Here is a 24,148-nt window from a genome sequence, read left to right as displayed (position 1 = left end):
GATGGACCAGCTGAACACGTTCGACACGCCGACCACCGCCCGGCTGCACCGCGCGGAGTGGTTCGCCGGGCTCGCGCTGGCGAGTGGCCTGTTCATCGCGCACTGGGACGAGATCCGGTGGCTGCCGGCGATCGGGCTGTTCCTCTACATCGACCTGATCGGCTACATCCCCGGGGCGATCGCCTACCATCGCAGCCCGGACGGGCGGATTCCGAAGGCGTACTACGTCCTCTACAACAGCATGCACAGCCTGCTCAGCGCTGGACTGGTGGTGGCGCTCTGGGCCTGGCTGATCGGGCCGGAATGGGCGCTGCTGGCGGTGCCGATCCACCTCTTCGGTGACCGCTCGCTCTTCGGCAACCAGCTCAAGCCCTTCGGCGTGCCGTTCGAGCCGAAGCGTCTGCCCGCCTTCGACGCGCTGCTGCGCGAGGTGACCGGCGGTCCGTCGCCGGCCCCTGCCGGGCGAGCCGACTCACCGGTCCCGACGGCCACGTCGAGACCCACCTCGGTGGCCTGATGAGCCGGCCGGTCTCCGCGGCGAGCGGTTGGCAACGCGACGACCCGCGGGCCGCGCGACTGCCGGCCCTCGCCGGCGACGAGGAGGCGTCCGTCGCCATCGTCGGAGGAGGGCTGGCCGGGCTCGCGCTGGCGTACCAGTTGACGAACCACCTGCCCGCCCGCGACATCCTGGTCCTGGAGGCCACCGAGGTCGGCTCCGGCGCCAGCGGACACAGCACCGGCATCGTCGGCCCCGGGGTCGGCGGCCCGATCACGACACTGGTCAGACGGTACGGACGGGACCGGGCCCGGACCATGTTCGCCGCCACGCTCGACGGGATCGCCGCGCTGCGGCGGCTGGCCCGGGGTCTGCCCGACGGCTGCGAGCTGACCGACGGCTTCCAGCTCGTGGCCGCGTCGGCGCCCGCACACGCCGGATCGCTCCGACGTCAGGCGCAGACCCTGCGCGACCTCGGCTTCGACGCCTCCTACCTGGACCGCGACGGCGCCACCGAGCGCCTGGGCAGCACCCGTTACCACGGCGCGTTGTGCTACCCCGACGTGGCGCTGGTCAACCCGTGGCTGCTGGTCCAGGCACTCCGGGCGGCGCTGCTCACCGCCGGGGTGCGCATCGCCGAGAACACGCCGGTCACCGCGATCACCGGCGGCGACCCGGTCACGGTGACGGCCGGGGGACATCGGGTACGCGCCAGACGGGTGGCCCTGACCACGGACGGCTTCACCACCGGGCTGGGACTGTTCACCCGGAACGTCGCGGTGATCCGTACCCATGTCCTGCGCACCGGCCCCGTACCCGCCGACCTGCTGGCGCGGACCGGTTGGGAGGGGCGCGGCGCGGCCATCGACAGCCGGTCGTTCTTCAACTACCTGCGGATGACCGCTCGCGGCCGGCTGCTGTTCGGCGGTGGTCCCGCCCTGCTGGAGCCGCGCGTCGACGAGCGCGGTATCGCCGCCGTTCGGGACCGGCTGGTCCGCGAACTCGCCGCGACCTTTCCGGCGCTGGCGGACGTGCCGGTGACCGACTTCTGGTCCGGCGTCACGGCGTCCACGTTCGACCGGCTGCCGATCGTCGGTCCGGTTCCGGGCCGGCCGGGGGTGTGGTTCGCGGGCGCGTGGTGTGGGCACGGCCTGGCCCTCTCGGCGCTGACGGCCGAGGTGCTCGCCCCCCGGCTGGTCGACCGCTCGGATCCGACGGCGGCCGACCCGACCGCGCCGCTGCCGGAGCTGCCCTGGCTGCGCGGCACCGCGGGCCTGATGCCGACGGGCCGGATCGGCAACCTGCTGCTGGCCGGCTACCTGCGCGGGCTGGACGCGGCCGACAAGATCGCCCCTGCCCGCCGCTCGCCAATCCCACCCGCCCTCGTGACCCCTGTCGCGCCGACCGACCCGTCGTCGGCCGTCGAGCCAACTCGGCCCCCGGTCGCTGTGGCGGCGGAGCTGCCAGTCTCCGCGGCGTCCGGGCCGGCCACAACGCCAGACCTGCCGGTCGCCGCGGCCCCAGAGCCAGCGGCCACCGCGACGGTGCCGCCGGTCGGTGCGGCCGCGGAACCAACGGGCCCGGCCACCGGATTGCCGGCGGCGGCGACGGGCGGCGCGGTCGTGGCCGGCAACCGGGCGATGGAGCAGCAGGTCGACGTCGTGATCGTGGGGGCGCGGGTGGCCGGTTCGGCGCTGGCGGCCCGGCTCGCGGCAGCCGGTCTGTCGGTGGCCGTGTTCGACCGCGGTGACCTGCCCGCGCCGACCCTGTCCACGCACATCCTGCACGGCACCGAGGACCTGCGGATCGAGGGCGTGTACGACACCGTCGTCGCACAGGGCGTGCCGCCGCTGCACGACGTGTGGGTCCGGCTGGACGACGTGAAGCTGCACTTCCGCCACCCGGACGACCCGGGGCTGTGTCCACCTCGGGACGTCCTCGACCAGGTTCTGCTGGACCGCGCGGTCGCCGCCGGCGCCAAGACCTCCACCGGCACCGCCGTCGTCGGTCTGCGGCACGGCGCGGACGGCGCGGTGCGCGGCGTGACCGTGCAGCGTGCCGACGGTTCGGTCCGGGACGTGTCGGCGCGGCTGGTGGTGGGAGCGGACGGCCGTAACTCGTCGGTGGCCCGGTGGGTGGGTGCCCGCCAGTACCTGACGGCGCGCAGCGAACGGGCCCTGCTCTGGCGGTACTTCACCGGCGCACGGATCCCGCCGGCGCTGCTGTGGCACCGCATCGGGGTGCACATCGTCTCGATCCTGCCCACCGGTCCCGAGGATTTCGTGGTCATCGCGCAACCTCCGGAGCGCCTACAGGGCGAGCTGGCCGGTCAGAAGGTGGCCGGGTTCCTGCGGCACGTCGAGTCGGTCAGCCCGCAGGTGGGCCACCTCGCCGCCGCCGGCGAGCCGGTGGGGGACCTGCACCGCGTGGTGCGGTACCCGTCCTTCTTCCGGCAGCCGTTCGGGCCGGGCTGGGCCCTGGTGGGCGACGCCGGGCACGCCAAGGACGCCACCCTGGGACACGGGATCAACGACGCGCTGCGCAACGCCCGCGCGCTCGCGGCGGTGCTCACCGCGCACTGGGAGCAGCCGGCGGCGCTGTCGTCGGGGCTGGCCCGGTGGGCCCGGGACCGGGACCGGGCCGAGTTGCCGAACTACTGGTACGGCCAGGACATCGGCCGGGGCGGCACGGTCACCGCGATGGAGCACGCGTTCCTCGCCGGCCTCCAGCGCAACTCCCGGGCCGTGGGTCGGCTCGATGACGTGATGGGTGACCGGCTCGACGCCGACCGACTGCTCACCCTGCCCCGGCTGGTGGGTGCCGTCGCCCACCGTGTCACCGGCGGCGAACCCGCCTCGGCCGTCGGGCGTGAGGCCGTGGACCTTGTCCAGCTCGCGTGGGCACGCCGGCGCGCGGCGACCCGCCACGACCCGTCCGCTCCCTGACAGGTGGAGGCCACCGCCATGGAACCGATGACCGCCCTGGCCGTCCTGCGCCGGCACGCGCAGCACTCCAGCGCCGCGCTGGCGCTGAACAGGGAGACGCGGCACTTCACGGTGACCGGTCTCGACGGGTTCATCGCGTACCGGCCGGCCGGGCGGCGGCACGCCGTGCAGCTGGGCAGCGTCTACGCCGACCCGGAGGATCGCAAGCGGCTGCTCGGGGCGTTCCACGGCTGGGCGCAGCAGGAGGGCCGGCGGCTCTGCGCGGTCCAGCTCACCCCGGACGACCTCGATCTGTACGCCGAGTTCGGTTACCAGCTCAGTCAGCTCGGCGCGGCGTACTCGATCGACCTGGACAGCTTCAGCCTGCGCGGCCGCAAGTTCGAGAAGGTGCGCAACAAGTTGGCGCGCTCCCGGCGGGCCGGGGTCACCGTGGTCGAGGCCGGCCGGGACGTGCCGTACGACGCGGCGCTCGCCGCGCGCCTGGACGCCCTGGACGCCCGTTGGCTCGCGGACAAGGGCCGGCACGTCAAGCAGATCGAGTTCCTGGTCGGTGAACGTGCCCGCCAGGACGATCCCGTACGCCGGCTGTTCCTCGCGTTGTCCGACGGTGAGCCGGTGGCGTACGTGTCGTACTCCCCGGCGTTCGGCCGCGAGGGCGGCTGGCTGTACGACATCACGCGGCGTGAGCCCGACGCGCCACCCGGGGCGGTCGACCTGGCGTTCGTGGTCGCGTCGCAGCGTTTCCAGGCCGAGGGTGCGCGGTGGCTGCACCTGGGCCTCACGCCGTTCCGGGAGCTGTCGCCCCGGCACCAGCCGGCCGGTGGCAGCCATCGGGGCACGGACCGGCTGATCGGGTTCATCGCCGAGCACGGGGACTGGATCTACCCGGCCCGCAGCCAGGCCGAGTTCAAGGAGAAGTGGCAGCCGCGGGTGACGCCCGAGTACGTCGGCTTCTATCCGAGCGTGTCACTGCGTACCGTCTGGCGGTTGCTGCGGCTGACCCGGGCGGTGTGACAGACCGACGGTCGTCTCCGGAAGCCGCGCGGGCTTCCGGAGACGACAGTTCGTTTCAGCTTCGCGTCACTCGACGGTCACGCGAATGCGCCGCCGCCGGGCCGCGACGAGCGCGACGGCGCCGGCCAGCAACAGCAGGATGCCGGCGCCGGCGATCGTGAGGGCCTTGACGCCGGTGATCGGCAGACCGGGTTCGCCGGCTCCGCCGCCGTTGCCGGTGCCGCCGCTGGGGCTGCCGGTGGGCTCACCGCTGGGGCCGCCGCCGACCGGGGCGCCCGGCTGGTCCACGGTGTACGCGCGCTCCACCGTGTCGGCGGTGACCGGGGACTTCGCCCGGAGGTAGTCGACGAGCACGGTGAGGTCGTTGTCGCCGGTCGCGAGCGGGTCGACGCCGCCGGCGAGCGCCTTGAAGTTGTCACCGCCGGAGGCCAGGAACGAGTTGACCGTCACCCGGTAGGTGCCCTTCGGGTCGATGACCGTGCCGTTGAGGAAGATGCGGTCGGCGATGACCCGGTTGCCGGCCGGACCGTTCGGGTCGTAGACGTAGCTGAAGCCCTTGGAGACGCCCAGGTGCAGGAAGGGCCGCGACGCGCCCGCCGGTTGCCACTGCTGCTCCAGCGTCTCCTTGATCTCCGCACCGGTGTAGGTCTTGGTGATCACGTCGTTGGCGAACGGCTGGACGGTGGCGGCGTCGGCGAAGGTGACCGTGCCGTCGGGGCTCTTGACGAAGTCGGCGCGCAGGCCGCCCGGGTTCATGAAGGCGATCTGCGCTCCGCCCCGGTTGGCCGCGCGGGTGCCCTCCAGCTGGACGTCGGCGATGAAGTTGCCGAGGGTCGACTCGCTGCCACGGTCCTCGACGCCCTCGGCGGTGACGGCGCGCTTGATGTCGGCGGTGATCTCGCCGATCTTCACCTTGCCCTGCACGTCGGCCTCGGCCTTGGTGTCGGCGACGAACTGCGCGACCGCCGGGTCCGCCGGGTAGCCCTTGATCGGGTGGACGGCGCCTTCGGCGGCGGTCACCTTACCGTCGGCGACGGTGAGCTTGACCTGGTCCAGGGCGTCCCCGTACCGGCCGGTCTGCAGGACCGGCCGCTTGTGCCCCAGCTTCGGCACGTCGTACGAGCAGTTGTACGGGACGTGGGTGTGACCCGAGATGATGACGTTGATGTCGGCGCTGGCGCCGGCCACGATCTTGCCGAAGGGAGTGCTCGGGTCCGCCACGGCGGCGCAGGCGGCGGCGTCCGTGCCGCTCGCCTCCGAGCCCTCGTGCACGAGGAGCACGACGGCGTCCACGTCGTCGTCGGCCTTCAGCTTCGCCGCGACGCGGTTCGCCTCGGCGGTCGGGTCCTTGAAGGTCAGGCCCGGGATGCCGGCCGGTGACACCAGCGACGGGGTCTCCAGGGTGACCGCGCCGACGACGCCGATGCGGACGCCGCCGACCGTCAGCACGGTGGACTCCGCCAGGCGGCCGGGAGCGGCCTCGGTGCCCCGGTACACGTTCGCGGCCAGGTACGGGAAGCCGGAGCGGGGGATTACCCGGTCGTCGAGGTCGTCGAACCCGCGGTCGAGCTCGTGGTTGCCGACGCTCGACGCGTCGACGCCGATCATCTTGAGGAAGTCGATCGTCGGCTCGTCCTTCTGCACGAGCGAGATGAACGGGGACGCGCCGATGCTGTCACCGGCGGACAGGACCAGCGTGTTGTTGTTGGCCGCCCGCAACTGCTCGATCATGCCGGCCATCTGCGCGGCGCCACCGACTCCCGCCGTGGGCGCCTCCAGGCGGCCGTGGAAGTCGTTGAAGCCGAGGATCTGCACCTCGGTCGGCGCGGCCTGCGCCGGGGCCGGCGCGGTGCCCAGCACGACGAGTGTCGCCGCGGCCGTGGCCAGAGCCGCGCGCATAGGAAGGGAACGCAAGGGATACTCCTCATCGGACCATCGGTGGAAGCGCCATTCGGGCGCCCTCGAAGGAGATTGCTTGATCTTCGCGCTCATGGTCAGTCATCCGTGTGAATGGCGAGTAACGTACCCGTTCACGTGACCATCAGGTAATTGTCGGTGCTGAACGTTGCTCGTGCAGAGCGAGCCAGACCCGGTCGGCGGTGAGTGGCAGATCGGTGAAGCGGATGCCGGTCGCGTCGCGTAGGGCGTTCGCCAGCGCCGCCGCGACCGGATTGAACGGGCTCTCACTCATCGACTTCGCGCCCAGCGGGCCGACGGCGTCGCGCGTCCGGGCGAAGTGGACCTCCGTTCGCGGAATATCGGCGAGGGTCGGCAGGTGGTACTGGCGGAACGCGGCCGTGGTGACGGTGCCGCCCGCGTCGACGCGTACCTCCTCGCACAGGGCGGCCCCGATGGCCTGGGCGACCCCGCCCTCGACCTGGCCCCGGCACTGCATGGGGTTCACGACCGTGCCGGCGTCGGCGGCGTGGACGCTGCGCAGGATGCGGATCTCGCCCGTGTCCGGGTCGACCGCGACCCGGAACCACTGCGTGTTGAAGGCCACCGACCGTGGCGTGCCCGCGCAGTGCCCGTCGGCGGCCGTCTGCTCGCCGGCCGACTGGGCGAGTTCCCACAGGTCCGGCAGGGACAGCCGGTCGCCGGCGCAGTCGAGGGCGTCGGCGTCGAGTCGGCAGTGCGCGACCGGTACGCCGGTGTGCCCGGACGCGAACGCGAGCAGGCGGTCACGCAGCGCCCGACAGGCGCGCAGGACGGCGGTGCCCGCGACGATCGTGCCGGTGCTGCCGAACGCCCCGGTGTCGTGCCCGACCAGGTCCGTGTCGGACTGGCGGATGGCGATCCGGTCGGGCGTCGTGCCCAGCGTCTCGGCGGCGAGCTGCTGGTGCACGGTGGTGCTGCCGTTACCGAACTCGGCGGTGCCGACGGCGACCTCGAAACGCCCGTCGGGCAGCAGCGTCACCCGGGCGTCCGCGTGGTGCCCACCGGGTGGCGCGGTGGCGATCATCGACAGGGCCATGCCGTGCCCGGTGAGCCAGCCGGGCGGTGCGGGCGGTCCCGCGTCCCGCGCGGCGGCGGCGACGACGTCCAGACACTGGTCGAGGCCGTAGCTGCCGACGGTCAGGTCGTCGTCGTGGCCGGCCGGGGGGACGAGTCGTTCACCGGGGCGTACGACGTTGCGGGCGCGCAGGTCGACCGGGTCGAGGTCGAGGCGTCGCGCCAGCTCGTCGAGGACCGACTCGACGGCGAAGCTGACCTGCCCGAGGCCGTAGCCGCGGAACGCGCCGGCGGGGACGGTGTTGGTGTAGACCGCGTACCCGTCGACTCTCTTGTTCGGGCACCGGTACACCGACAGGGATTCGTGGCAGCCGTGGAACAGCACACCGGGCCCGTGGTTGCCGTACGCCCCGGTGTTGGAGACGACCCGCAGGCGGATGCCGGTCAGGGTGCCGTCCCGACGGGCGCCGGCGGTCACCTCGACGGTGAAGGGGTGCCGGGTGGTGGTGGCGGTGAACTGCTCCGCGCGGGTGTGTTCGAGTTTCACCGGGCGGCCGGTCTTCAGCACGGCGAGGACGACGAGGTCCTCGACGAGCATTTCCTGCTTGCCGCCGAACCCGCCGCCGACCCGGCCGGTGAGCACCCGCACCCGGTCCAGCGGCAGGTCGAACAGCCGGCACAGCGCGCGGCGGGTGAGGAACGGCGTCTGGGTGCTGGAGCGTACGGTCACCCGTCCGTCGGCGTCGACCCAGGCCAGCGCCCCGTGCGTCTCCAGGCTGGCGTGCTGCACACGTTGGGTGCGGAACGTCTGCCGATGGACCAGGTCGGCGGCCGCGAGCCCGGCGTCCACGTCGCCGACCTCGGCGTGGATCTCGCCGACCACGTTGTCGGCCGGTCGGGCGATGCCGGCCTCGGCGCCCCGGTCGCCGTGCAGGACCGGCGCGCCGGGTGCCATCGCCGCCTCCGGGTCGACGACCGCCGGTAGCACCTCGTAGCGCACGACGACGCGTCGGCAGCCCTCCTCGGCGGCGGCCTCGGTGTCCGCGACGACGGCGGCGACCCGCTGGCCCACGTGGCGCACCACGTCGTCCAGGAGCCGGGTGTCGGCCGGGTCGTCGCTCGGGTGCTCGTGCTGCGCGGTCGAGTAGCGACGGTCGGGGGCGTCCGCGTGGGTGAGCACCGCGTGGACGCCCGGTAGGGCGAGCGCCGCGGTGGTGTCGACGGCCAGGATCCGCGCGTGCGGGTGGGGCGAGCGCAGCACCTTCAGGTGCAGCAGACCGGGCACGTCGACGTCGAACGTGTACCGGGCCGCGCCGGTGACCACCTCCCGGCCGGCCGGCGCCGCCACGTTGGCCCCGACCGCCGCGCCCGAGGCCGGCTCGTGGACGTGGCGGTCACCGCGAACGGCGTCCTCGATCGCCCGGTAGCCGGTGCAGCGGCACAGGTTGCCCTTCAACGCCTGCGGGAGCGCGTCGAGTTGGCGCTCGTCGAGCGCGGCGGCCGTCATGATGAACCCGGCAGTGCAGAAACCGCACTGGAAGCCCTGCGCGTCCAGGAAGCGCTGCTGCACGGGGTGCAGGCCGTCGGGCGTGGCCAGGCCGCCGATGGTGGTGACCTGACGACCCCGGGCCCGGACCGCCGGGTAGACGCAGCTGTGCACGGGTTGACCGTCGACGTGCACCGTGCAGGCGCCGCAGTCGCCCGTGTCGCAGCCCTTCTTGACCCCGAAGCGACCGCGTTCGCGCAGGTAGGTGCGCAGGCACTGGCCGGGCCGGGGGGCCTGGTTGCACGCCGTCCCGTCAACCACGATTCCGCCGGCGGTCACCGCGGGCTCCTTCCGGCGAGTTCGGCGCGGATCTGCTCGGCGAACAGCAGGGTGAGGTGGCGTCGCCACCGCGGCAGACCGTGCACGTCGTCGACGTACCGCTCGGCGGGGATGCCGTCGGTGACGGCCTGCCGCAGCGTCCCGGCCGTGGGCAGGGCGTCGAACCGGAGCTGCACCGGCCGTACCGTGGACGCGGTCACGGTGAGCACGAACGACCCGTCCGGGTCGGTGCGGCCGACCAGCAGCGCGGCGGACCGGCCGCCGACGAACAGGGATCCCCGGCGCAACGCGGTCGGACTGCGCAGGGAGGCGGCGGGCAGGGTCATCGACCGCAGAAACTCCCCGGGTACGAGGGCGGTCGTGCCCTCGCCCGTCACGAAATCCGCGACCGCCAGCTCACGCCGGCCGCCCTCGGCGGTCAGCAGCAGGCAGGTGCCGTCCAGGGCCGCGCCCAGCGAGATCATCGGGCCCGCCGGCAGCGCCGTGCACAGGTTCCCGCCGACGGTCGCCGTGTTCCAGATCTTGAACGAGGCGAGGAACGCCTCGCAGCAGCGCCGGACCAGCTCCCGCAGTGCCGTGGGCCGCACCGTCGTGGACCGGGCCAGCTCCGCGATCGTGCACGTCGCGGCGATGTCCAGGCCGCGCGGTGTGTCGGTCACCGGCGGCCAGTCCTCGCCGGTCAGGTCGCGGAGCCGGCGGAGGTGCCGATGGGGTTCGGAGAACAGGTATGTGCCACCGGCGAGCCAGGCGTCGCCCGGCTGCCAGCGACCGGCCGCCGCCGCGGGCACCACGGTCCGTACCGAGTTCAGATCCACCCCGCACACCCCGTCCCGCGAACCCGGTCGGCTCACCTGACAGCCATCTCAGCAGTGCGGAGGGTCGCAGCCCATTGGCTCAGGGCACGAAGGCTGCCGGGTGCTCGCCGCCGCGAGTTGGGCTTTCGCACAGCGGGCAGCCACCTGGACACGTACTCGTCCAGGCCGGGTGTCAAGGTCCTCGGTCGAGCCGAGGGGCGGACGGCGGACACCAGAATGAGCGTGATGCCGGTGAGTCATCTTGATGACCCACAGGCATCACGCTCAATGGAGCGGGTGGCTCCGATCCGGTCGGACCACGGGCCCGCGAGCGGCGGTTCACCAGCGGCCGAAACGGCCGGTCCGCTCGGCCTCCGCAGGCCGGCCAGGGGCTTTGACACACGGCCTAGTGGCGTTGCAGTTGCAGCGCGAGGTACAGGTCGACGCGGTCGTCGAAGCGGTGCAGCTTGCGGCCGGTGAGCTGCTCGATGCGCTGGATGCGGTAGCGCAGGGTGTTGACGTGGACGTGCAGCTCCTTCGCCGTGCGGGTCCACGAGCCGTCGCAGCGCAGGAACATGTCGAGGGTGTGCACGAGGCGGGCGTCGTGCGCGCGGTCGTACTCGGCGAGGGGGCGCAACAGCCGGCGGTGGAACGCCCGCCGGGCCTCGGTCGGGACGCCGGCCAGCAGCAGCGCGTGCGAGGACAGGTCTCCGCTGGACACCACCGCCACCCGCTCCTGCCCGGTGACGGCGTACCGGTAGGCGTGGCGGGCCTCCTCGACCGCCGTGTCCAGCGCGTCGGCCCCCGATGCCGCTGCGCTGATCCCGATGGCGAACCGCGCTGCGCCCAGAGCCGGTGTCAGTGCCCGCGTCGCCTGGCGGATCCCCTGCACGAGGTCGGCCGGGCTGACGTCGCCGGGGGAGTCGACGGGGATGAGCGCATGGACCTCGTCGCCGACGGTCGCGATGGCCGACGTGGGCGCCAGCGGCCGCACGACCTCCTCGACGACGCTGAGCGGCAGGTCGTCGGGCGCCGCCGTTGCGGTGCCGGCGGTGAGGGCGAGGAAGGTGGCGTCCGGGGCCAGGCGACACGCTTCGAGACGCGCCGCGATCTCGGCGGGCGCGGCGCCGCCGACCAGCGGTCGCAGCAGGAGCGCGGCGAGGCGACGCTCGACGTGCAGGTGCCGGTCGAGGTGGGCGCGTTCGAGGGTGAGCAGGGTGACCAGCCCTTCGACGGCCTGGCGGCGCTCGGGCTCCCAGGTGGTCAGGTCGCCCGCGCAGGCCAGGAACCACGTGCCGACCCGCCGGCCCGGGTGGGCGCTCGCGCCGAAGAGCGAGACGCGCCGGTCCCGGCCGACGCCGAGGACGTGGGGCAGCCGAGGGGCGGTCAGGAACGTACGCGCCAGCCGGGCGCACAGGTCGCCGTCGATCGGGGCGGTGCCCGCGACGAGCCGGCCGGTGGGCGACAGGACCCAGCAGGGGGTCTCGGCGGCGGCCGACGGCAACAGGTCGGCGAGGTGCGCGTCCTCGGTGAGCGCCGCGATCAGACCCTGGTGCCGGTGCACGGTCGCGGCCAGTCCGGTGGCTCTCTCGACCCGCAGGGCAGTGCCGATGGCATCGCTGATGACGGTGAAGGACACCTCGACGGGTACCTCGAACACGGGGACGTCGTGACGTGCGCACGCCTCGACGACATCGGCCGGGACGGTGCCGAACGCCGCCGCGCCGGCCCCGACCGCGCTGACGCCCGCCCGCGCGACGGCCGCCGCGAACACCTCGGAGTCCGTCGGACCGCGTCTCCACATGAGACCGGTGAGCACCACCTCGCCGCCGGACAGGTAACGGCTCGGGTCGAGCAGGTCGGTGGTGAAGAACTGCTGGATCACCCGCTCGCCCTGGCTGTGGCCGCTGAGCAACGTCAGTTTGAGGCCAGCCTGGCCCAGGAGGTCGTTGAGGCGCATCGACAACTCCTTGCCTTGGAGGAAGCTCCAGAGACCGTAGGGCGGCAATGTTTCAAGTTCGGTTCGCTCGCCCAATGCACCCGGCTCGATGTCGCTGTTTGACTACCGCCACCGCGAAGTGGAGGGGAGGTCCGGTGCACGAGCGTCTGACGTGGTTCAACGCGCTGCCGGCGGCCGACGCCGAGCGGGAGCTGTCGGCGTGCTGCGCGTCGCCGTCGTGGGCGCGGGCCATGGCCGCCGCCCGTCCCTACGCCACCCCGGCGGCGCTCGTCACCACGGGATCCGCGACGCTCGCCGCCCTGCCCTGGCCCGACATCGCCGAGGCGCTGGCGGCGCATCCCCGGATCGGGCAACGGGCCGACGGCGACGGGCGTGACGCGACCTGGTCCCGCCGCGAGCAGGCCGGCGTCGCCGACAGCGACGAGCGCACCCGGCTCGCCCTGCGCGAGGTCAACCGCGCCTACGAGGCCCGCTTCGGACACCTCTTCCTGATCTTCGCGAACGGACGGTCGCCCGCGGAGATCGTCGCCGCCGCCACCGCCCGGCTCGCCAACGGCGCGGCGGCGGAGCGGGAGGTGGTCCGGGCCGAGCTGACCCGGATCACGGCGCTGCGACTGACGAGGCTGATGGACGAGTGAGCCTCTCCACGCACGTCCTCGACACCGCCCGCGGGGAACCGGCCCAGGGAGTGGCCGTGCACCTGTACCGCTGGGCCGGCGACCGGTGGATCGACGTCGCCACGGGGCGTACGGACCCCGACGGGCGGCTGCGCGACTGGGTGCCCAAGCGGCGCTGGGCCCGGGGGACGTACCGACTCTGCTTCGACACCGCCGGCTACCTCGGCCTCGGGGCGTTCTTCCCGGAGGTGTCGGTGGTGTTCGTGGTCACGGATGTCTGGCGGCACGTGCACGTGCCCCTGCTGCTGAGCCCGTACGGCTATTCGACGTATCGAGGGAGTTGACCCGTTGGACGTTGTTCTCGGCCCCCACCAGTACGGCAAGGCCGAAGTGCGGCTGGTCCACGTCGTCCGCCACGGCGAACGGCACGACCTGACCGACCTGACGGTCGGCGTCGCGCTCGCCGGCGACCTGGCCGACACCCACCTGACCGGCGACAACAGCAAGGTCCTGCCGACCGACAGCCAGAAGAACACGGTGTACGCCTTCGCCCGCCAACACGGCGTCGGCGCGATCGAGGACTTCGGGCTGCGCCTGGCCCGGCACTTCGTCGAGTCGCAGCCCGCCGTCACCCGGGCGACCGTCGACATCCACGAGCACGCCTGGGGACGCCAGGGCCCGCACTCGTTCGCCCGCTCGGGGGCCGAGACGCGGACGGCGACGGTCACCGTCGACGGGTCGGACGCCGTCGTCGTCTCCGGGCTGACCGGGATGGTGCTGCTGAACACCACCGACTCGGAGTTCTTCGGCTTCGTGCGGGACGCGTACACGACGTTGCCCGAGGCGCACGACCGGATCCTGGCCACGGCGGTGGACGCTCGTTGGCGACACGCGACGAGCGGGAGCGACGACTGGGCGCTCTCGTTCGGCGAGGCACGGCGGCACCTCGTCGAGGCGTTCGTCGACACGCACAGCCTCTCCCTGCAACAGACCCTCCACGCGATGGGTCAGCGGGTCCTCGAAAATCGGCCGGAGATCACCGAGGTGCGGATGTCGCTGCCCAACAAGCACCACTTCCTCGTCGACCTCGCACCCTTCGGGCTCGACAACCCCAACGAGGTCTTCCACGCCCCCGACCGCCCGTACGGGCTGATCGAGGGCGCCGTGCGTCGCGACGACGCGCCACGGTGGGTCGAGTCGTGGTGGGACGTGTGACCCCGCCCCGGCCGGAGCGCATCGTCATCGAGGGCTGCGCGGTCGCGACCGTCGACGGCACGGGCCGCGAGTACGAGCGCGGTCACCTGGTCGTTGAGGGTGGACGGATCGTCGCCGTCGGGCCCGGTCCGGCGGCCGCCACGGACCAGGCGGGGCCCGTCCGGCGCGTCGACGGCACCGGCTGCCTCGCCACGCCGGGGCTGGTCAACACCCACCACCACCTCTACCAGTGGGTCACCCGGGGCCTCGCGCAGCAGGCCGACCTGTTCGGCTGGCTCACCGACCTGTATCCGGTGTGGGCGCGCATCGGCGAGGAGGACGTCTCGGCGGCCGTCGGCGCGGGGCTGGGCTGGCTCGCGCTGTCCGGCTGCACCACGACCACCGACCACCACTACGTGTTCCCGGCGGGGGCCGGCGACCTGTTCGCCGCCGAGGTGGCCGAGGCGGGCCGGGTGGGGCTGCGCTTTCACCCCGTCCGCGGCTCCATGGACCTCGGCGCGTCCGCCGGTGGTCTGCCGCCGGACCACCTCGTGGAGGACACCGACGCCGCGCTGGCCGCGACGGCCGAGGCGATCGACCGCTTCTCCGACCCCGCACCGGACGCGATGGTCCGGGTCGCGGTGGGTCCCTGCTCCCCGTTCTCCGCGAGTGAACGGTTGATGCGGGACGCCGCCGCGTTGGCGCGGGACCGGGGCGTCCGGCTGCACACCCACCTGGCCGAGACCGTGGACGAGGAGGACTACTGCCGGGCCACGCACGGCTGCGCGCCCGCCGAGTACGCCGAGCGGCTCGGCTGGCTCGGCGACGACGTCTGGCTTGCGCACGGCGTGCACCTGGACGCCGACGCCATCGGGCGGATCGCGGCGACCGGCACGTCGTTGGCGCACTGTCCCAGCTCGAACGCCCGGCTCGGCGCGGGTATCGCCCCCGTGCGGGACCTGCTCGACGCCGGCGCGTCCGTCGGCCTCGGCGTCGACGGCGCCGCCTCCCAGGAGGCCGGACAGCTGGTCGCGGAGGTACGCCAGGCCCTGCTGGTGGCCCGTCTGCGGGGTGGGCCGACCGCCCTGACCGCGCGCGAGGCGCTCACCCTCGCCACCCGTGGCGGCGCCCGCTGCCTCGGCCGCGCGGACGAGATCGGCTCACTGGAGGTGGGCAAGCTGGCCGACGTCGCGCTCTGGCGTCTCGACGGGCTCGGCCACGCCGACATCGCCGATCCGGTCGCCGCCCTCGTCCTCGGCGCGCCGGCGCCGGTGGAGCTGCTGCTCGTCGGCGGTCGACCGGTCGTTGAGGGCGGCCGTCTGAGCACCGTCGACGAACGGGACCTGCTCCTGCGGGCCCGACGGGCAGCGGGTCGGCTGCGCGACGCAACCCGGTGACGGCCCACCCGACAGCGAGGACAGGAGTGCACGTGCCGACGATGACCGAACGGGAAATCCTCAGCCCCGAGGCGCTGGGGTTCGTCAGCGAGCTGCACCGGCGCTTCGACGCCCGCCGGGCGGAACTGCTCGCCCGTCGCGCCCGGCGACGCGCGGAGATCGCCCGGACCGGCCGACTCGACTTCCTGACCGAGACGAAGGACATTCGCGAATCCGAGTGGCGGGTACCCCCGCCACCACCCGGTCTCGTCGACCGGCGCGTGGAGATCACCGGACCCACCGACCGCAAGATGGCCATCAACGCGCTGAACTCCGGCGCGCAGGTCTGGCTCGCCGACCTGGAGGACGCCAACACGCCGCACTGGGCGAACGTCACGGCCGGGCAGATCAACCTGTACGACGCCGTACGCGCCACGATCACCCACGACGCGCCGGACGGGCGGCACTACGCCCTGCGCGGGGACGGGCCGCTCGCCACCATCGTCGTACGACCACGGGGCTGGCATCTCGACGAGCGTCACGTGCTGGTCGACGGCGTGCCGGCCGCCGGCGCGCTCGTCGACTTCGGCCTGCACGCCTTCCACAACGCGCGGGAGTCGATCGCGCGGGGCGTCGGCCCGTACTACTACCTGCCAAAGCTGGAGAGCCACCGGGAGGCGCGGCTCTGGCACGACGTGTTCGCGTACGCCGAGGACACGCTCGGCATCGGACGCGGCGCGATCCGCGCGACCGTGCTCATCGAGACCATCACGGCGGCGTTCGAGATGGACGAGATCCTGCACGCGCTGGGGCCGCACGCCGCCGGGCTCAACGCGGGGCGCTGGGACTACCTGTTCTCCATCATCAAGAACTTCCGCGAGCGGACCGTGCTGCCCGACCGTGCCGCGATCACGATGACCGCGCCGTTCCTGCGCGCGTACACCGATCTGCTCGTCGCGACCTGTCACCGCCGTGGCGCGGTCGCCATCGGCGGCATGTCGGCCTTCGTGCCCGGCGGTGACGCGCAGCGGAACGCGGCGGCCTTCGCGCAGGTCCGCGCGGACAAGGAGCGCGAGGCGAACGACGGCTTCGACGGCTCCTGGGTGGCCCACCCGGCGCTGGTGCCGGTCTGCCGCGAGGTCTTCGACGGCGTCCTCGGGCAGCGCGACAACCAACTGGACCGCATCCGCGACGACGTGCGCGTGCCCGCCGACCGGCTGCTCGACTTCACGGTCGCAGGCGGCGAGGTCACCTCGGCCGGGTTGCGGACCAACGTCTCGGTCGCGCTGCGCTACCTGGAGGCCTGGCTCCGGGGCGTCGGGGCCGTCGCCATCAACAACCTCATGGAGGACGCGGCCACCGCCGAGATCTCCCGCGCCCAGGTCTGGCAGTGGGCGCACCAGGCTGTCCGGCTGGCCGACACCGGCGAGACGGTCTCCGCGGACCTCGTCCGACGCGTCGTGGGGGAGGAGCTGGCCGGGATTCGGCACGCCGTGGGGGAGACCGCCTACGCGGCCGGGCGGTGGCCGGACGCACGGGCCCTCGTCGAGCGGGGCGCGCTGGACGACGAGTTCGTCGACTTCCTCACGGTGCCCGCGTACGAGGTCGTCGACTGATGGGCCGGCGACTGCACGAGCGGACCGGCCTCGAACTGGACCGCCGGCTCGCGCCGGTCGACGAGGCGCTGCGGCGGCGCTACCCGGGTGCGGCCCCCGGCCGGCAGCCGGTGCACACCGTGTACGTCCCGGCGGACCGGTACACCCCGGACCTGTGCCGGCGCTGGGGCGAGCAGGCCCTCGACACGCTGAACGGGTGCCCACCCCTGCCGTTCCCGGTGGAGCTGCGCGACCGCGTGCTGGCGAAGCTGTCCACCGAGCCCATCGAGGATCTCCGTCTCGACTTCGAGGACGGCTACGGCGTACGCGACGACGACGAGGAGGACGAGAGCGCCCGCGTCGCCGCGACGGCGCTGCGGAACGGCCCGCGCCCCGCGTTCGTCGGGCTGCGCTGCAAGAGCCTCGACGCCGACAGCCGGGACCGGGCGATCCGTACCCTCGACGTGTTCCTCGACGCGCTCGGCCCACCCCCACCCGGTTTCGTCGTCACCCTGCCGAAGGTCCGGGCCGTCGAGCAGGTCGCGGCGATGTCCCTGCTGTGCGCGGCGTTGGAGGCCGCGTACGCGCTGCCGGCCGCGAGCCTGCGCTTCGAGCTGCAGATCGAGACCCCGGAGGCGGTGCTGGGCGCGGACGGCACCGCCACCGTCGCCCGCATGATCACCGCCGCCCAGGGCCGCTGCGTCGGGCTGCACTACGGCACGTACGACTACAGCGCCGCCTGCGGCGTCGCGGCCGCCCACCAGTCGCTCGACCATCCCGTCGCCGACCACGCCAAGGCCGTCATGCAGGCGGCGGCGGCCGGCACCGGCGTACGCCTCAGCGACGGCTCGTCGAACGTGCTCCCGGTCGGCGACGCGACGGCCGTACACCGGGCCTGGCGGCTGCACACGAGCCTGGTCCGGCGGTCCCTCGCGCGCGGCTTCTACCAGGGTTGGGACCTGCATCCCGCGCAGTTGCCCACCCGGTACGCCGCCACCTACGCCTTCTTCCGCGAGAGCCGTGCGGCCACCGTGGAACGCCTCACCGCGTACCTGGACCGCCGCGCCGGGGGCGTGCTGGACGAACCGGCGACCGCACACGCGCTCGCCGGGTTCCTGCGCCGTGGCCTCGACTGCGGCGCGCTCGACCCGGACGAGGTCGGCGTCGACCGAGCCACCCTGGAGGCGCTGTGAGCTACGACCTCGTCCTGCGCTCGACGCGGGTCGTCACCCCGCGGGGCGAACGGCCGGCGACGGTCTGCGTCACCGACGGACGCATCATGGCGGTGACCGACCACGACGCCACGCCCGACGGGCCGGTCACCGACCTCGGCGACCTGGCCCTGCTGCCCGGCCTCGTCGACACCCATGTGCACGTGAACGAACCCGGGCGTACCGAATGGGAGGGCTTCGCCTCGGCCACCCGCGCCGCGATAGCCGGCGGCGTGACGACGATCGTCGACATGCCGCTCAACTCCCTCCCGCCGACCGTGTCGGTGCCGGCCCTCGACGTGAAGCGCCGCGCCGCCGACGGCGCGGTGCACACGGACGTCGGTTTCTGGGGCGGAGCTGTGCCCGGCAACGCCGGAGACCTCGCGGCGCTGCACCGCGCCGGTGTCCTCGGCTTCAAATGTTTCCTCGTCGACTCCGGTGTGCCGGAGTTCCCGCCGCTGGACCCACCGGCGCTCGACACCGCGCTCCGCGCGGTCGACGCCCTGTTCATCGTGCACGCCGAGAACCCCGACGACATCAGCGCCGCACCACCGTCGCGCCGCTACGCCGACTTCGTGGCGTCCCGGCCACCGAACGCCGAGACAACGGCCATCGCCCGGGTGCTGGACGCCGCCCGACGCGCCGCCGCACGCGTCCACATCCTGCACCTGTCGTCGGCCGACGCCCTGCCGCTGATCGCCGCCGCGCGGGACGCGGGCGTCAGCGTCACCGTCGAGACCTGCCCGCACTACCTCTGCCTGAGCGCCGAGGAGGTGCCCGACGGCGCCACCGAGTACAAGTGCTGTCCGCCGATCCGGGACCGCGCCAACCAGGACCGGCTCTGGGCGGGTCTGGTCGCCGGGGTCATCGACTGCGTCGTCTCCGACCACTCACCCAGCACACCGGCTCTGAAGAGACCGCCGAGCGGTGACTTCGCCGCCGCGTGGGGAGGCATCTCGTCGTTGCAGATCGGCCTGCCGGCCATCTGGAGCAGTGCCCGGCGGCGCGGGTACCGGCTGATCGACGTCGTCCGGTGGATGGCGCAGCGGCCCGCCGAGATCGCCGGACTGGGCACCAAGGGGCGCATCGCTCCCGGTTCCGACGCCGACCTCGTCGCCTTCGCACCGGACGAGCCGTTCGTGGTCGACCCGGCGACGCTGCGGCACCGCCATCCCGTCACCCCGTACGCCGGGCGGACGCTGCACGGCGTCGTACGCGACGTGTGGCTGCGTGGCCAGCCGGTCTCGCCGGACGGACCGCCACGGGGACGCCTCATCTCCGGGAGCAGCCGATGAGCACACTTCCCGACCTCGCCTCCCGGGCGCTGTCCGGTGGCGTCGTCCACGCCAACGACGAGTTCTTCGCCCCCGCCGACCACCTCGTCGACCCGAAGCCGCCGACGTTCGCCCCAGCCACCTTCGGGGCCAAGGGCCAGGTGTACGAGGGGTGGGAGACCCGCCGTCGGCGTACCCCCGGGCACGATCACGCCATCGTGCGGCTCGGCGTGCCCGGGATCGTGCACACCGTCGTCGTGGACACCAGCCACTTCACCGGCAACTACCCGCCGTACGCGGCGGTCGACGCCTGCCGCCTGGACGGGCATCCGGCACCCGAGGACCTCGCCGAGGCGACCTGGACGCCCCTGGTGCCCCGGGTGGCGCTCGCTGGCGACACCCGCAACGTCTTCTCCGTCGAACCGGGACACCGGGTCACCCACGTACGCCTGTCGATCTTTCCGGACGGCGGTGTCGCCCGGTTGCGGGTGCACGGCGAGGCCACCCCCGACCCCCGGTTCCTCGCCGGTGGCCTGGTCGACCTGGCGGCCCTGGAACACGGGGGCCTCGTCGTGGGATGCAGCGACATGTTCTACGGCACGCCCCACAACCTGATCGCCCCCGGCCGGGCCCGCACGATGGGGGAGGGCTGGGAGACGGCCCGCCGCCGCGACGACGGCAACGACTGGGTCCTGCTGCGCCTCGCCGCACCCGGCGTCGTTCGGCTCGTCGAGTTGGACACCAGCCACTTCAAGGGCAACGCGCCCGGGGCGGCGGCGGTGCGCGGCTGCCGGACCGACCCGGACGACCCGGACGGCTGGGTCGACCTGCTGCCGGTGACCCGCCTGCAACCCGACACCCGGCACCGCTTCCTGGTCACCGACGCGGACGCGGTGACCTGGGTACGCCTCGACGCGTACCCGGACGGCGGGATGGCCCGGCTCCGCGTCCTCGGTGAGATAACCCCGGCCGGCCTGGCCACCCTGCGAAACCGTTGGTCATCGGCGTGAACCTGGCGTCCGCGGATCTCGTGACGATGGGCGTCTGAGCTGCCGCCACGGCCGTCGGCGTTACGTCTCGGCCGTGGGCGCGGCCACGGACAGCGCCGGCCGGGCCATCCGGTCCAGGGCGTCCTCGCGACTGTCGAAGATCGGGAAGACGCCGTCCAGGCGCATCGTGTGCAGGACGGTCCGGATGAACCGCGACGGCGCGGCGAGGCAGAGCGTCAGTCCCCGCTCGCGGGCGTCGAGGTGGGCCCGGACCAGCAGGCCGAGGCCGGTGGAGTCGATGGCGTGTACACGACTCAGGTCGACCAGCACGGGTGCGCCCGCCTCGGCCGCCTGCCGCAGCGCGGCACGCAGCGCGTCGCCCGTGGCGACGTCGATGTCGCCGCTGGCGGTGACGATGGTGGCGTCGTCGAGGTGGTCGATGCCGAGAATCCCGCCGGGACCGTGGCCCTCGATCGAGGCCTGCCGGGGGTTCGCGGGCGGGAGCAGGCTGCAGTGGGGGCAGCGGTGCGGTCCGGTGGCGAACGGCGAGCCGCTCCAGCCGTGCTCGGACACGAGCGTCCAGACGACCTCGGCGTCGGGCAGCACGCAGGCGGTGGCGGTGAGACTGTCGCCGCAGGTGTCACAGATGAGGGTCATCAGGTTGTCGTCCGGGACGACGGTCATGCCGCTGATCCTTTCTGTCCGCCGCGAGCGGCGAGCGCCGGCTCGACCGGCCGTGACTCGTCCCGCGTCGCCGGATCGCCGGGCGACGCCGACGGCGGTTCGGTGACGATCGGCAGGACCTGGTCCAGCCGGGCGTGGTGCAGGATGCGCTGGATACGCCGGTTGGGGTTGCGTACGACGAGGGTCCCGTCGGCGCGGGCCAGCCGTCGGTGGATGTCCAGCAGCAGCCCGATGGCGGCGGCGTCGAGGTAACGGCACTCCGACAGGTCGACGACGACCTGCCCGGGGCGCAGCGCCAGCAGCCGGTCGAACACGGCGCCGCTCTCGGCCAGGCAGCTCAGGTCCAGTTGGGTGATGCTGACCTCCACCAGCGGCAGCGCGTACGACGGAGGTTTGAGTGGTCCCGTCACTGTCGTACCCCTTTCCTCGTGCTCTGGTCGCCTGCCACCGTGCCGGTCCGGCGTGGCGGGCGTCGCGCGGATCTATGACAGTTGGGTGACAAATCCGCAGGCCGGCGGACGCGATTGGCCGTGTCGTCGTGGCCTGGGGATGATGCGGTTATGACGGCCGTACTGGTGATCGAGGACGACGACCGGATCCGACTGGCGCTGCTGCTCGCCCTCCAGGACGAGGGGTACGACGCGGTGGGCGCGGCCACCGCCGAGGAGGGGCTGCGCGCGCAGCGCCGTGATCCGGCGGACTATGTGCTCGTCGACCTGATGCTTCCCGGCCTCGACGGCTTCGAGTGCATCCGGCAGCTCCGTCGCGACGACGACGTGCCGATCGTGGTGGTCAGCGCCCGGGACGACACCCATGACATCGTCGCCGCCCTGGAGGCCGGCGCGGACGACTACCTGGTCAAGCCGGTCGCGATCAAGGAACTGACCGCGCGGCTGCGGGCGCTGCGTCGCCGTGCCCGCGCCGTGGTCGGCGGGCCGGCGGCGGAGCCGGTGCCCGTGCTGGCGTTCGGCGAGTTGGAGATCAGTCCCGACGCGGGCGAGGTGCGTCGTGGCGGCCGGCCGGTGGCGGTGACCCGTACCGAGTTCCGGTTGCTGTGCGAGCTGGCCGAGCACGCGGGCCGGGTGCTGTCACGCCAACAGTTGCTGCAGCGGGTCTGGGGCTACGACATCGGCGACGAGCGGCTTGTCGACGTGCACGTCGGCCGGTTGCGGCAGAAGATCGAACCCGACCCGGCGACCCCGCGGCACCTGGTCACCCTGCGGGGTATGGGTTACAAGTTGCAGCGATGAGACGCCTCGGACTGCGTACCCGGGTCACCGCCGCGTTCGCCGTCGGCGCGCTCCTGCTCGCCGCCTCGATGGCCCTGGTCTCCTACGAGCTGACCCGCCGATCCCTGATCGGAGAGCGGGAACGCACCGCCCTGCGCGCCGCGTACTTCGACGCGACGGTCGTGCGCGCCGGGATCGACACCGACACCCCCAATGTCGTGGAGGTGCTGCGGTCGCTGGACACCGGCGGCGGACGTCGCCCGGTGCTGCACCTCAACGGCGAGTGGTACGCCCGCACGGCCGATCCCGGCCCCACCACCGCCATCCCCCAGGACCTGCGCCGCGTCGTGGCGTCCGGGCAGCCGGCGGTGCAACGGGTACGGGTGGACGGTCAGTCGGTTCTCGTGGTCGGCGTGCCCCTGTCCGCGACGGCGACGTACTTCGAGGTCAATTCCCTGCGCGAGTTGGAGCAGACGTTTCAGGTCCTGGCGCTCGCGTTGACCACCGTGGCCATCATGATCGCCGGGTCCGGCGCCGCGCTGGGGTGGCACGCCACCCGGCACGGGCTGCGCCCGTTGACGGCGGTCGCCGACGCGGCGGAGAAGATCGCGGCCGGTGACTTCACGGCCCGCCTGGACCCGGCCACCGACCCCGACCTGACCCGGTTGTCCTCCTCGTTCAACCAGATGGTCGACCGGCTCGCCCACCGCATCGAGCGCGACCGCCGCTTCGCCGCCGACGTCAGCCACGAACTGCGGTCGCCGTTGCAGACCCTCGCCGCCGCGGCGAGCGTGCTGGCCCGTCGCCGGGAACACCAGGACGAGCGGACGGCGATCGCGGCGGGGTTGGTCGCCGACGAGATCGACCGCTTTCAGCGGCTCGTCAACGACCTGATCGACCTGGCCCGTAGCGACCAGCCCGCGCACCGCGCGCCGGTGGACCCGGTGGCGCTGGCCCGCGCCGCCTGCGAAGCCCTGGACCTGCCGGTGTCGATCGTGCGGCTCGCGCCCGGGGCGCCCGCGACGTGGCGGGTCGAGCGTCGGCGCGTCGCGCAGATCCTGGCGAACCTGCTGGACAACGCCGTGACCTACGGGGGCGGTCCGACGTCCGTCCTGCTCGACCGCGACGGCAGCGCCGCCGTGATCGAGGTCGAGGACGACGGCCCGGGCGTACCCGTCGAGGACCGGGAGGCCATCTTCGACCGCTTCGTGCGTGGACGTGCCGCCCACACGCGTGGCGCGGGCGACGGCACCGGGCTCGGTCTCGCCCTGGTCGCCCAGCACGCGAGCGCGCACGGTGGGACCGTCACCGTCACCGACCATCCCGGCGGCGGCGCCCGGTTCCGCGTGACCCTGCCGGAGAGCCTGGCATGAGTCGTCGGCGCCTGCTCGGTCTGGGTCTCGTCGCGCTGCTGGTCGGCTGCGGCATCCCCGCCGACGACGCGCCCCGCCCGGTGTCGCCGCCGCGCGGGCCGTTCCCGACCACCGCCGACACCGCATCCGCCGACACCGCGCCGGCCGGTCCGGCCACCGAGACCCTCTGCCTCGTACGCGACAACCGGATCGTCCCGGTGCTGCGGAGCGTCGACCGTCCACCCACCATCGAGGAGCACCTGCGGCACCTGTTCGCCGGTCCCACCACGGCCGAACGCGACACCGACCTCACCAGTGCCCTGCCGGGGGCGGTCAACGCGGCCGGTGTGACGCTGAGCGCCAGCCAGGCCCGGGTCATGGTCGACGAACCTGGTGACGACGCCGGTCGCAGCGACGAGGTGCTCGCCTTCGGGCAGATCGTCTGCACGCTCACCAGCCGTCCCGACGTCAGCACCGTGACGTTCGTGCGCGACGAACGGCCGCTGGGAGTGCCGCGCGCCGACGGGTTGCTGTCGGCACAGCCGCTCGGCCGTGCCGACTACGCCCCCCTCATCGCTCCACAGTGAGCGCTCCGGCTCAAGGTCGATCGCCGAATGTCGTTTCAACCGGTCAGGTCCATG

At 73.3% G+C, this 24,148-nt stretch carries 20 protein-coding genes; 14 read left to right on the top strand and 6 right to left on the bottom strand.

Annotation, left to right across the window (positions count from 1 at the left end; translation table 11 throughout):
• Window position 1 precedes the first annotated feature (1 nt).
• Genes ACQP03_RS20535 through ACQP03_RS20525 form a run of 3 tightly spaced genes read left to right on the top strand, consistent with a single transcriptional unit; the run spans window position 2 to window position 4,455 of the window.
• Window positions 2-517, top strand: coding sequence for a hypothetical protein (locus ACQP03_RS20535; protein ID WP_357125308.1), 516 nt, complete (start codon window positions 2-4; stop codon window positions 515-517).
• Window positions 517-3,441 carry an FAD-dependent oxidoreductase gene (locus ACQP03_RS20530; protein ID WP_433458007.1) on the top strand — a complete coding sequence of 975 codons (2,925 nt, stop codon included), beginning with the start codon at window positions 517-519 and terminating at the stop codon, window positions 3,439-3,441. Before ACQP03_RS20535 ends, ACQP03_RS20530 begins: the two co-directional genes overlap by 1 nt.
• Before the next feature lie 18 nt (window positions 3,442-3,459).
• The gene (locus tag ACQP03_RS20525; RefSeq protein ID WP_363661068.1) at window positions 3,460-4,455 is read left to right on the top strand and encodes a DUF2156 domain-containing protein; all 996 of its coding nucleotides are present in this window, start codon (window positions 3,460-3,462) and stop codon (window positions 4,453-4,455) included.
• Window positions 4,456-4,521: 66 nt separating this feature from the next.
• Here ACQP03_RS20525 and ACQP03_RS20520 read toward each other — a convergent pair whose 3' ends face one another.
• The 4 genes from ACQP03_RS20520 to ACQP03_RS20505 form a co-directional block, all read right to left on the bottom strand.
• Window positions 4,522-6,369, bottom strand: a complete 1,848-nt coding sequence (locus ACQP03_RS20520) for a bifunctional metallophosphatase/5'-nucleotidase (protein ID WP_433458004.1) — start codon at window positions 6,367-6,369, stop codon at window positions 4,522-4,524.
• 127 nt (window positions 6,370-6,496) lie between these two features.
• On the bottom strand, window positions 6,497-9,232 hold the full coding sequence (locus ACQP03_RS20515; RefSeq protein WP_433458002.1) for a molybdopterin-dependent oxidoreductase: 2,736 nt from the start codon (window positions 9,230-9,232) through the stop codon (window positions 6,497-6,499).
• The gene (locus tag ACQP03_RS20510; RefSeq protein WP_433458000.1) at window positions 9,229-10,047 is read right to left on the bottom strand and encodes an FAD binding domain-containing protein; all 819 of its coding nucleotides are present in this window, start codon (window positions 10,045-10,047) and stop codon (window positions 9,229-9,231) included. The genes ACQP03_RS20515 and ACQP03_RS20510 overlap by 4 nt, the downstream gene beginning before the upstream one ends.
• Window positions 10,048-10,432: 385 nt before the next feature.
• Entirely contained in the window at window positions 10,433-11,986 is a 1,554-nt protein-coding gene (locus ACQP03_RS20505; RefSeq protein WP_357125327.1) for a helix-turn-helix domain-containing protein, read from the bottom strand.
• 134 nt (window positions 11,987-12,120) lie between these two features.
• On the opposite strand from ACQP03_RS20505, the gene uraD reads away from it, so the two are divergent.
• From uraD to alc, 8 genes are read left to right on the top strand one after another with little or no spacing between them, the layout of a single operon-like run.
• On the top strand, window positions 12,121-12,624 hold the full coding sequence (gene uraD / locus ACQP03_RS20500; RefSeq protein WP_357125330.1) for a 2-oxo-4-hydroxy-4-carboxy-5-ureidoimidazoline decarboxylase: 504 nt from the start codon (window positions 12,121-12,123) through the stop codon (window positions 12,622-12,624).
• The gene (gene uraH / locus ACQP03_RS20495) at window positions 12,621-12,947 is read left to right on the top strand and encodes a hydroxyisourate hydrolase (protein ID WP_355047963.1); all 327 of its coding nucleotides are present in this window, start codon (window positions 12,621-12,623) and stop codon (window positions 12,945-12,947) included. Before uraD ends, uraH begins: the two co-directional genes overlap by 4 nt.
• A 4-nt stretch (window positions 12,948-12,951) precedes the next feature.
• Window positions 12,952-13,818, top strand: a complete 867-nt coding sequence (pucL, locus tag ACQP03_RS20490; protein ID WP_357125334.1) for a factor-independent urate hydroxylase — start codon at window positions 12,952-12,954, stop codon at window positions 13,816-13,818.
• Entirely contained in the window at window positions 13,815-15,194 is a 1,380-nt protein-coding gene (locus ACQP03_RS20485) for an 8-oxoguanine deaminase (protein WP_433457997.1), read from the top strand. Before pucL ends, ACQP03_RS20485 begins: the two co-directional genes overlap by 4 nt.
• Window positions 15,195-15,235: 41 nt before the next feature.
• Entirely contained in the window at window positions 15,236-16,789 is a 1,554-nt protein-coding gene (aceB, locus tag ACQP03_RS20480; RefSeq protein WP_433457995.1) for a malate synthase A, read from the top strand.
• On the top strand, window positions 16,789-17,961 hold the full coding sequence (locus ACQP03_RS20475) for a DUF6986 family protein (protein ID WP_357125340.1): 1,173 nt from the start codon (window positions 16,789-16,791) through the stop codon (window positions 17,959-17,961). The genes aceB and ACQP03_RS20475 overlap by 1 nt, the downstream gene beginning before the upstream one ends.
• Complete coding sequence (gene allB, locus ACQP03_RS20470) at window positions 17,958-19,274, top strand: allantoinase AllB (protein ID WP_357125343.1); 1,317 nt, start codon at window positions 17,958-17,960, stop codon at window positions 19,272-19,274. Before ACQP03_RS20475 ends, allB begins: the two co-directional genes overlap by 4 nt.
• Window positions 19,271-20,263, top strand: coding sequence for an allantoicase (gene alc / locus ACQP03_RS20465; protein ID WP_433457992.1), 993 nt, complete (start codon window positions 19,271-19,273; stop codon window positions 20,261-20,263). Before allB ends, alc begins: the two co-directional genes overlap by 4 nt.
• Window positions 20,264-20,323: 60 nt before the next feature.
• On the opposite strand, the gene ACQP03_RS20460 is transcribed toward alc, so the two are convergent.
• Both ACQP03_RS20460 and ACQP03_RS20455 read right to left on the bottom strand, forming a co-directional pair.
• Window positions 20,324-20,926 (bottom strand): STAS domain-containing protein, encoded by a 603-nt coding sequence (locus tag ACQP03_RS20460; RefSeq protein ID WP_433457990.1) that lies wholly within the window; start codon window positions 20,924-20,926, stop codon window positions 20,324-20,326.
• Complete coding sequence (locus ACQP03_RS20455) at window positions 20,923-21,336, bottom strand: STAS domain-containing protein (RefSeq protein ID WP_357125352.1); 414 nt, start codon at window positions 21,334-21,336, stop codon at window positions 20,923-20,925. The genes ACQP03_RS20460 and ACQP03_RS20455 overlap by 4 nt, the downstream gene beginning before the upstream one ends.
• 150 nt (window positions 21,337-21,486) lie before the next feature.
• On the opposite strand from ACQP03_RS20455, the gene ACQP03_RS20450 reads away from it, so the two are divergent.
• The 3 genes from ACQP03_RS20450 to ACQP03_RS20440 are packed head-to-tail and all read left to right on the top strand — an operon-like array spanning window position 21,487 to window position 24,094.
• A complete protein-coding gene (locus ACQP03_RS20450; protein ID WP_355048002.1) occupies window positions 21,487-22,176 on the top strand; it encodes a response regulator transcription factor in 690 nt (229 codons plus the stop codon).
• Entirely contained in the window at window positions 22,173-23,528 is a 1,356-nt protein-coding gene (locus ACQP03_RS20445) for a sensor histidine kinase (RefSeq protein ID WP_357125356.1), read from the top strand. Before ACQP03_RS20450 ends, ACQP03_RS20445 begins: the two co-directional genes overlap by 4 nt.
• Window positions 23,525-24,094: a GerMN domain-containing protein gene (locus tag ACQP03_RS20440; RefSeq protein WP_357125359.1), complete on the top strand. Its 570-nt coding sequence runs from the start codon at window positions 23,525-23,527 to the stop codon at window positions 24,092-24,094. The genes ACQP03_RS20445 and ACQP03_RS20440 overlap by 4 nt, the downstream gene beginning before the upstream one ends.
• Window positions 24,095-24,148: the final 54 nt, after the last annotated feature.

The organism is Micromonospora sp. CA-248212 (assembly GCF_050948405.1).
GTDB lineage: Bacteria > Actinomycetota > Actinomycetes > Mycobacteriales > Micromonosporaceae > Micromonospora.
This window is presented reverse-complemented; position numbering and strand designations above follow the sequence as displayed.

Coding starts and splice junctions, on each gene's coding strand:
- ACQP03_RS20525 (WP_363661068.1), top strand. CDS start 3,460: ATGGAACCGATGACCGCCCTGGCCGTCCTGCGCCGGCACGCGCAGCAC.
- ACQP03_RS20530 (WP_433458007.1), top strand. CDS start 517: ATGAGCCGGCCGGTCTCCGCGGCGAGCGGTTGGCAACGCGACGACCCG.
- ACQP03_RS20450 (WP_355048002.1), top strand. CDS start 21,487: ATGACGGCCGTACTGGTGATCGAGGACGACGACCGGATCCGACTGGCG.
- ACQP03_RS20460 (WP_433457990.1), bottom strand. CDS start 20,926: ATGACCGTCGTCCCGGACGACAACCTGATGACCCTCATCTGTGACACC.
- ACQP03_RS20535 (WP_357125308.1), top strand. CDS start 2: ATGGACCAGCTGAACACGTTCGACACGCCGACCACCGCCCGGCTGCAC.
- ACQP03_RS20445 (WP_357125356.1), top strand. CDS start 22,173: ATGAGACGCCTCGGACTGCGTACCCGGGTCACCGCCGCGTTCGCCGTC.
- ACQP03_RS20475 (WP_357125340.1), top strand. CDS start 16,789: ATGGGCCGGCGACTGCACGAGCGGACCGGCCTCGAACTGGACCGCCGG.
- aceB (WP_433457995.1), top strand. CDS start 15,236: ATGACCGAACGGGAAATCCTCAGCCCCGAGGCGCTGGGGTTCGTCAGC.
- ACQP03_RS20505 (WP_357125327.1), bottom strand. CDS start 11,986: ATGCGCCTCAACGACCTCCTGGGCCAGGCTGGCCTCAAACTGACGTTG.
- ACQP03_RS20440 (WP_357125359.1), top strand. CDS start 23,525: ATGAGTCGTCGGCGCCTGCTCGGTCTGGGTCTCGTCGCGCTGCTGGTC.
- alc (WP_433457992.1), top strand. CDS start 19,271: ATGAGCACACTTCCCGACCTCGCCTCCCGGGCGCTGTCCGGTGGCGTC.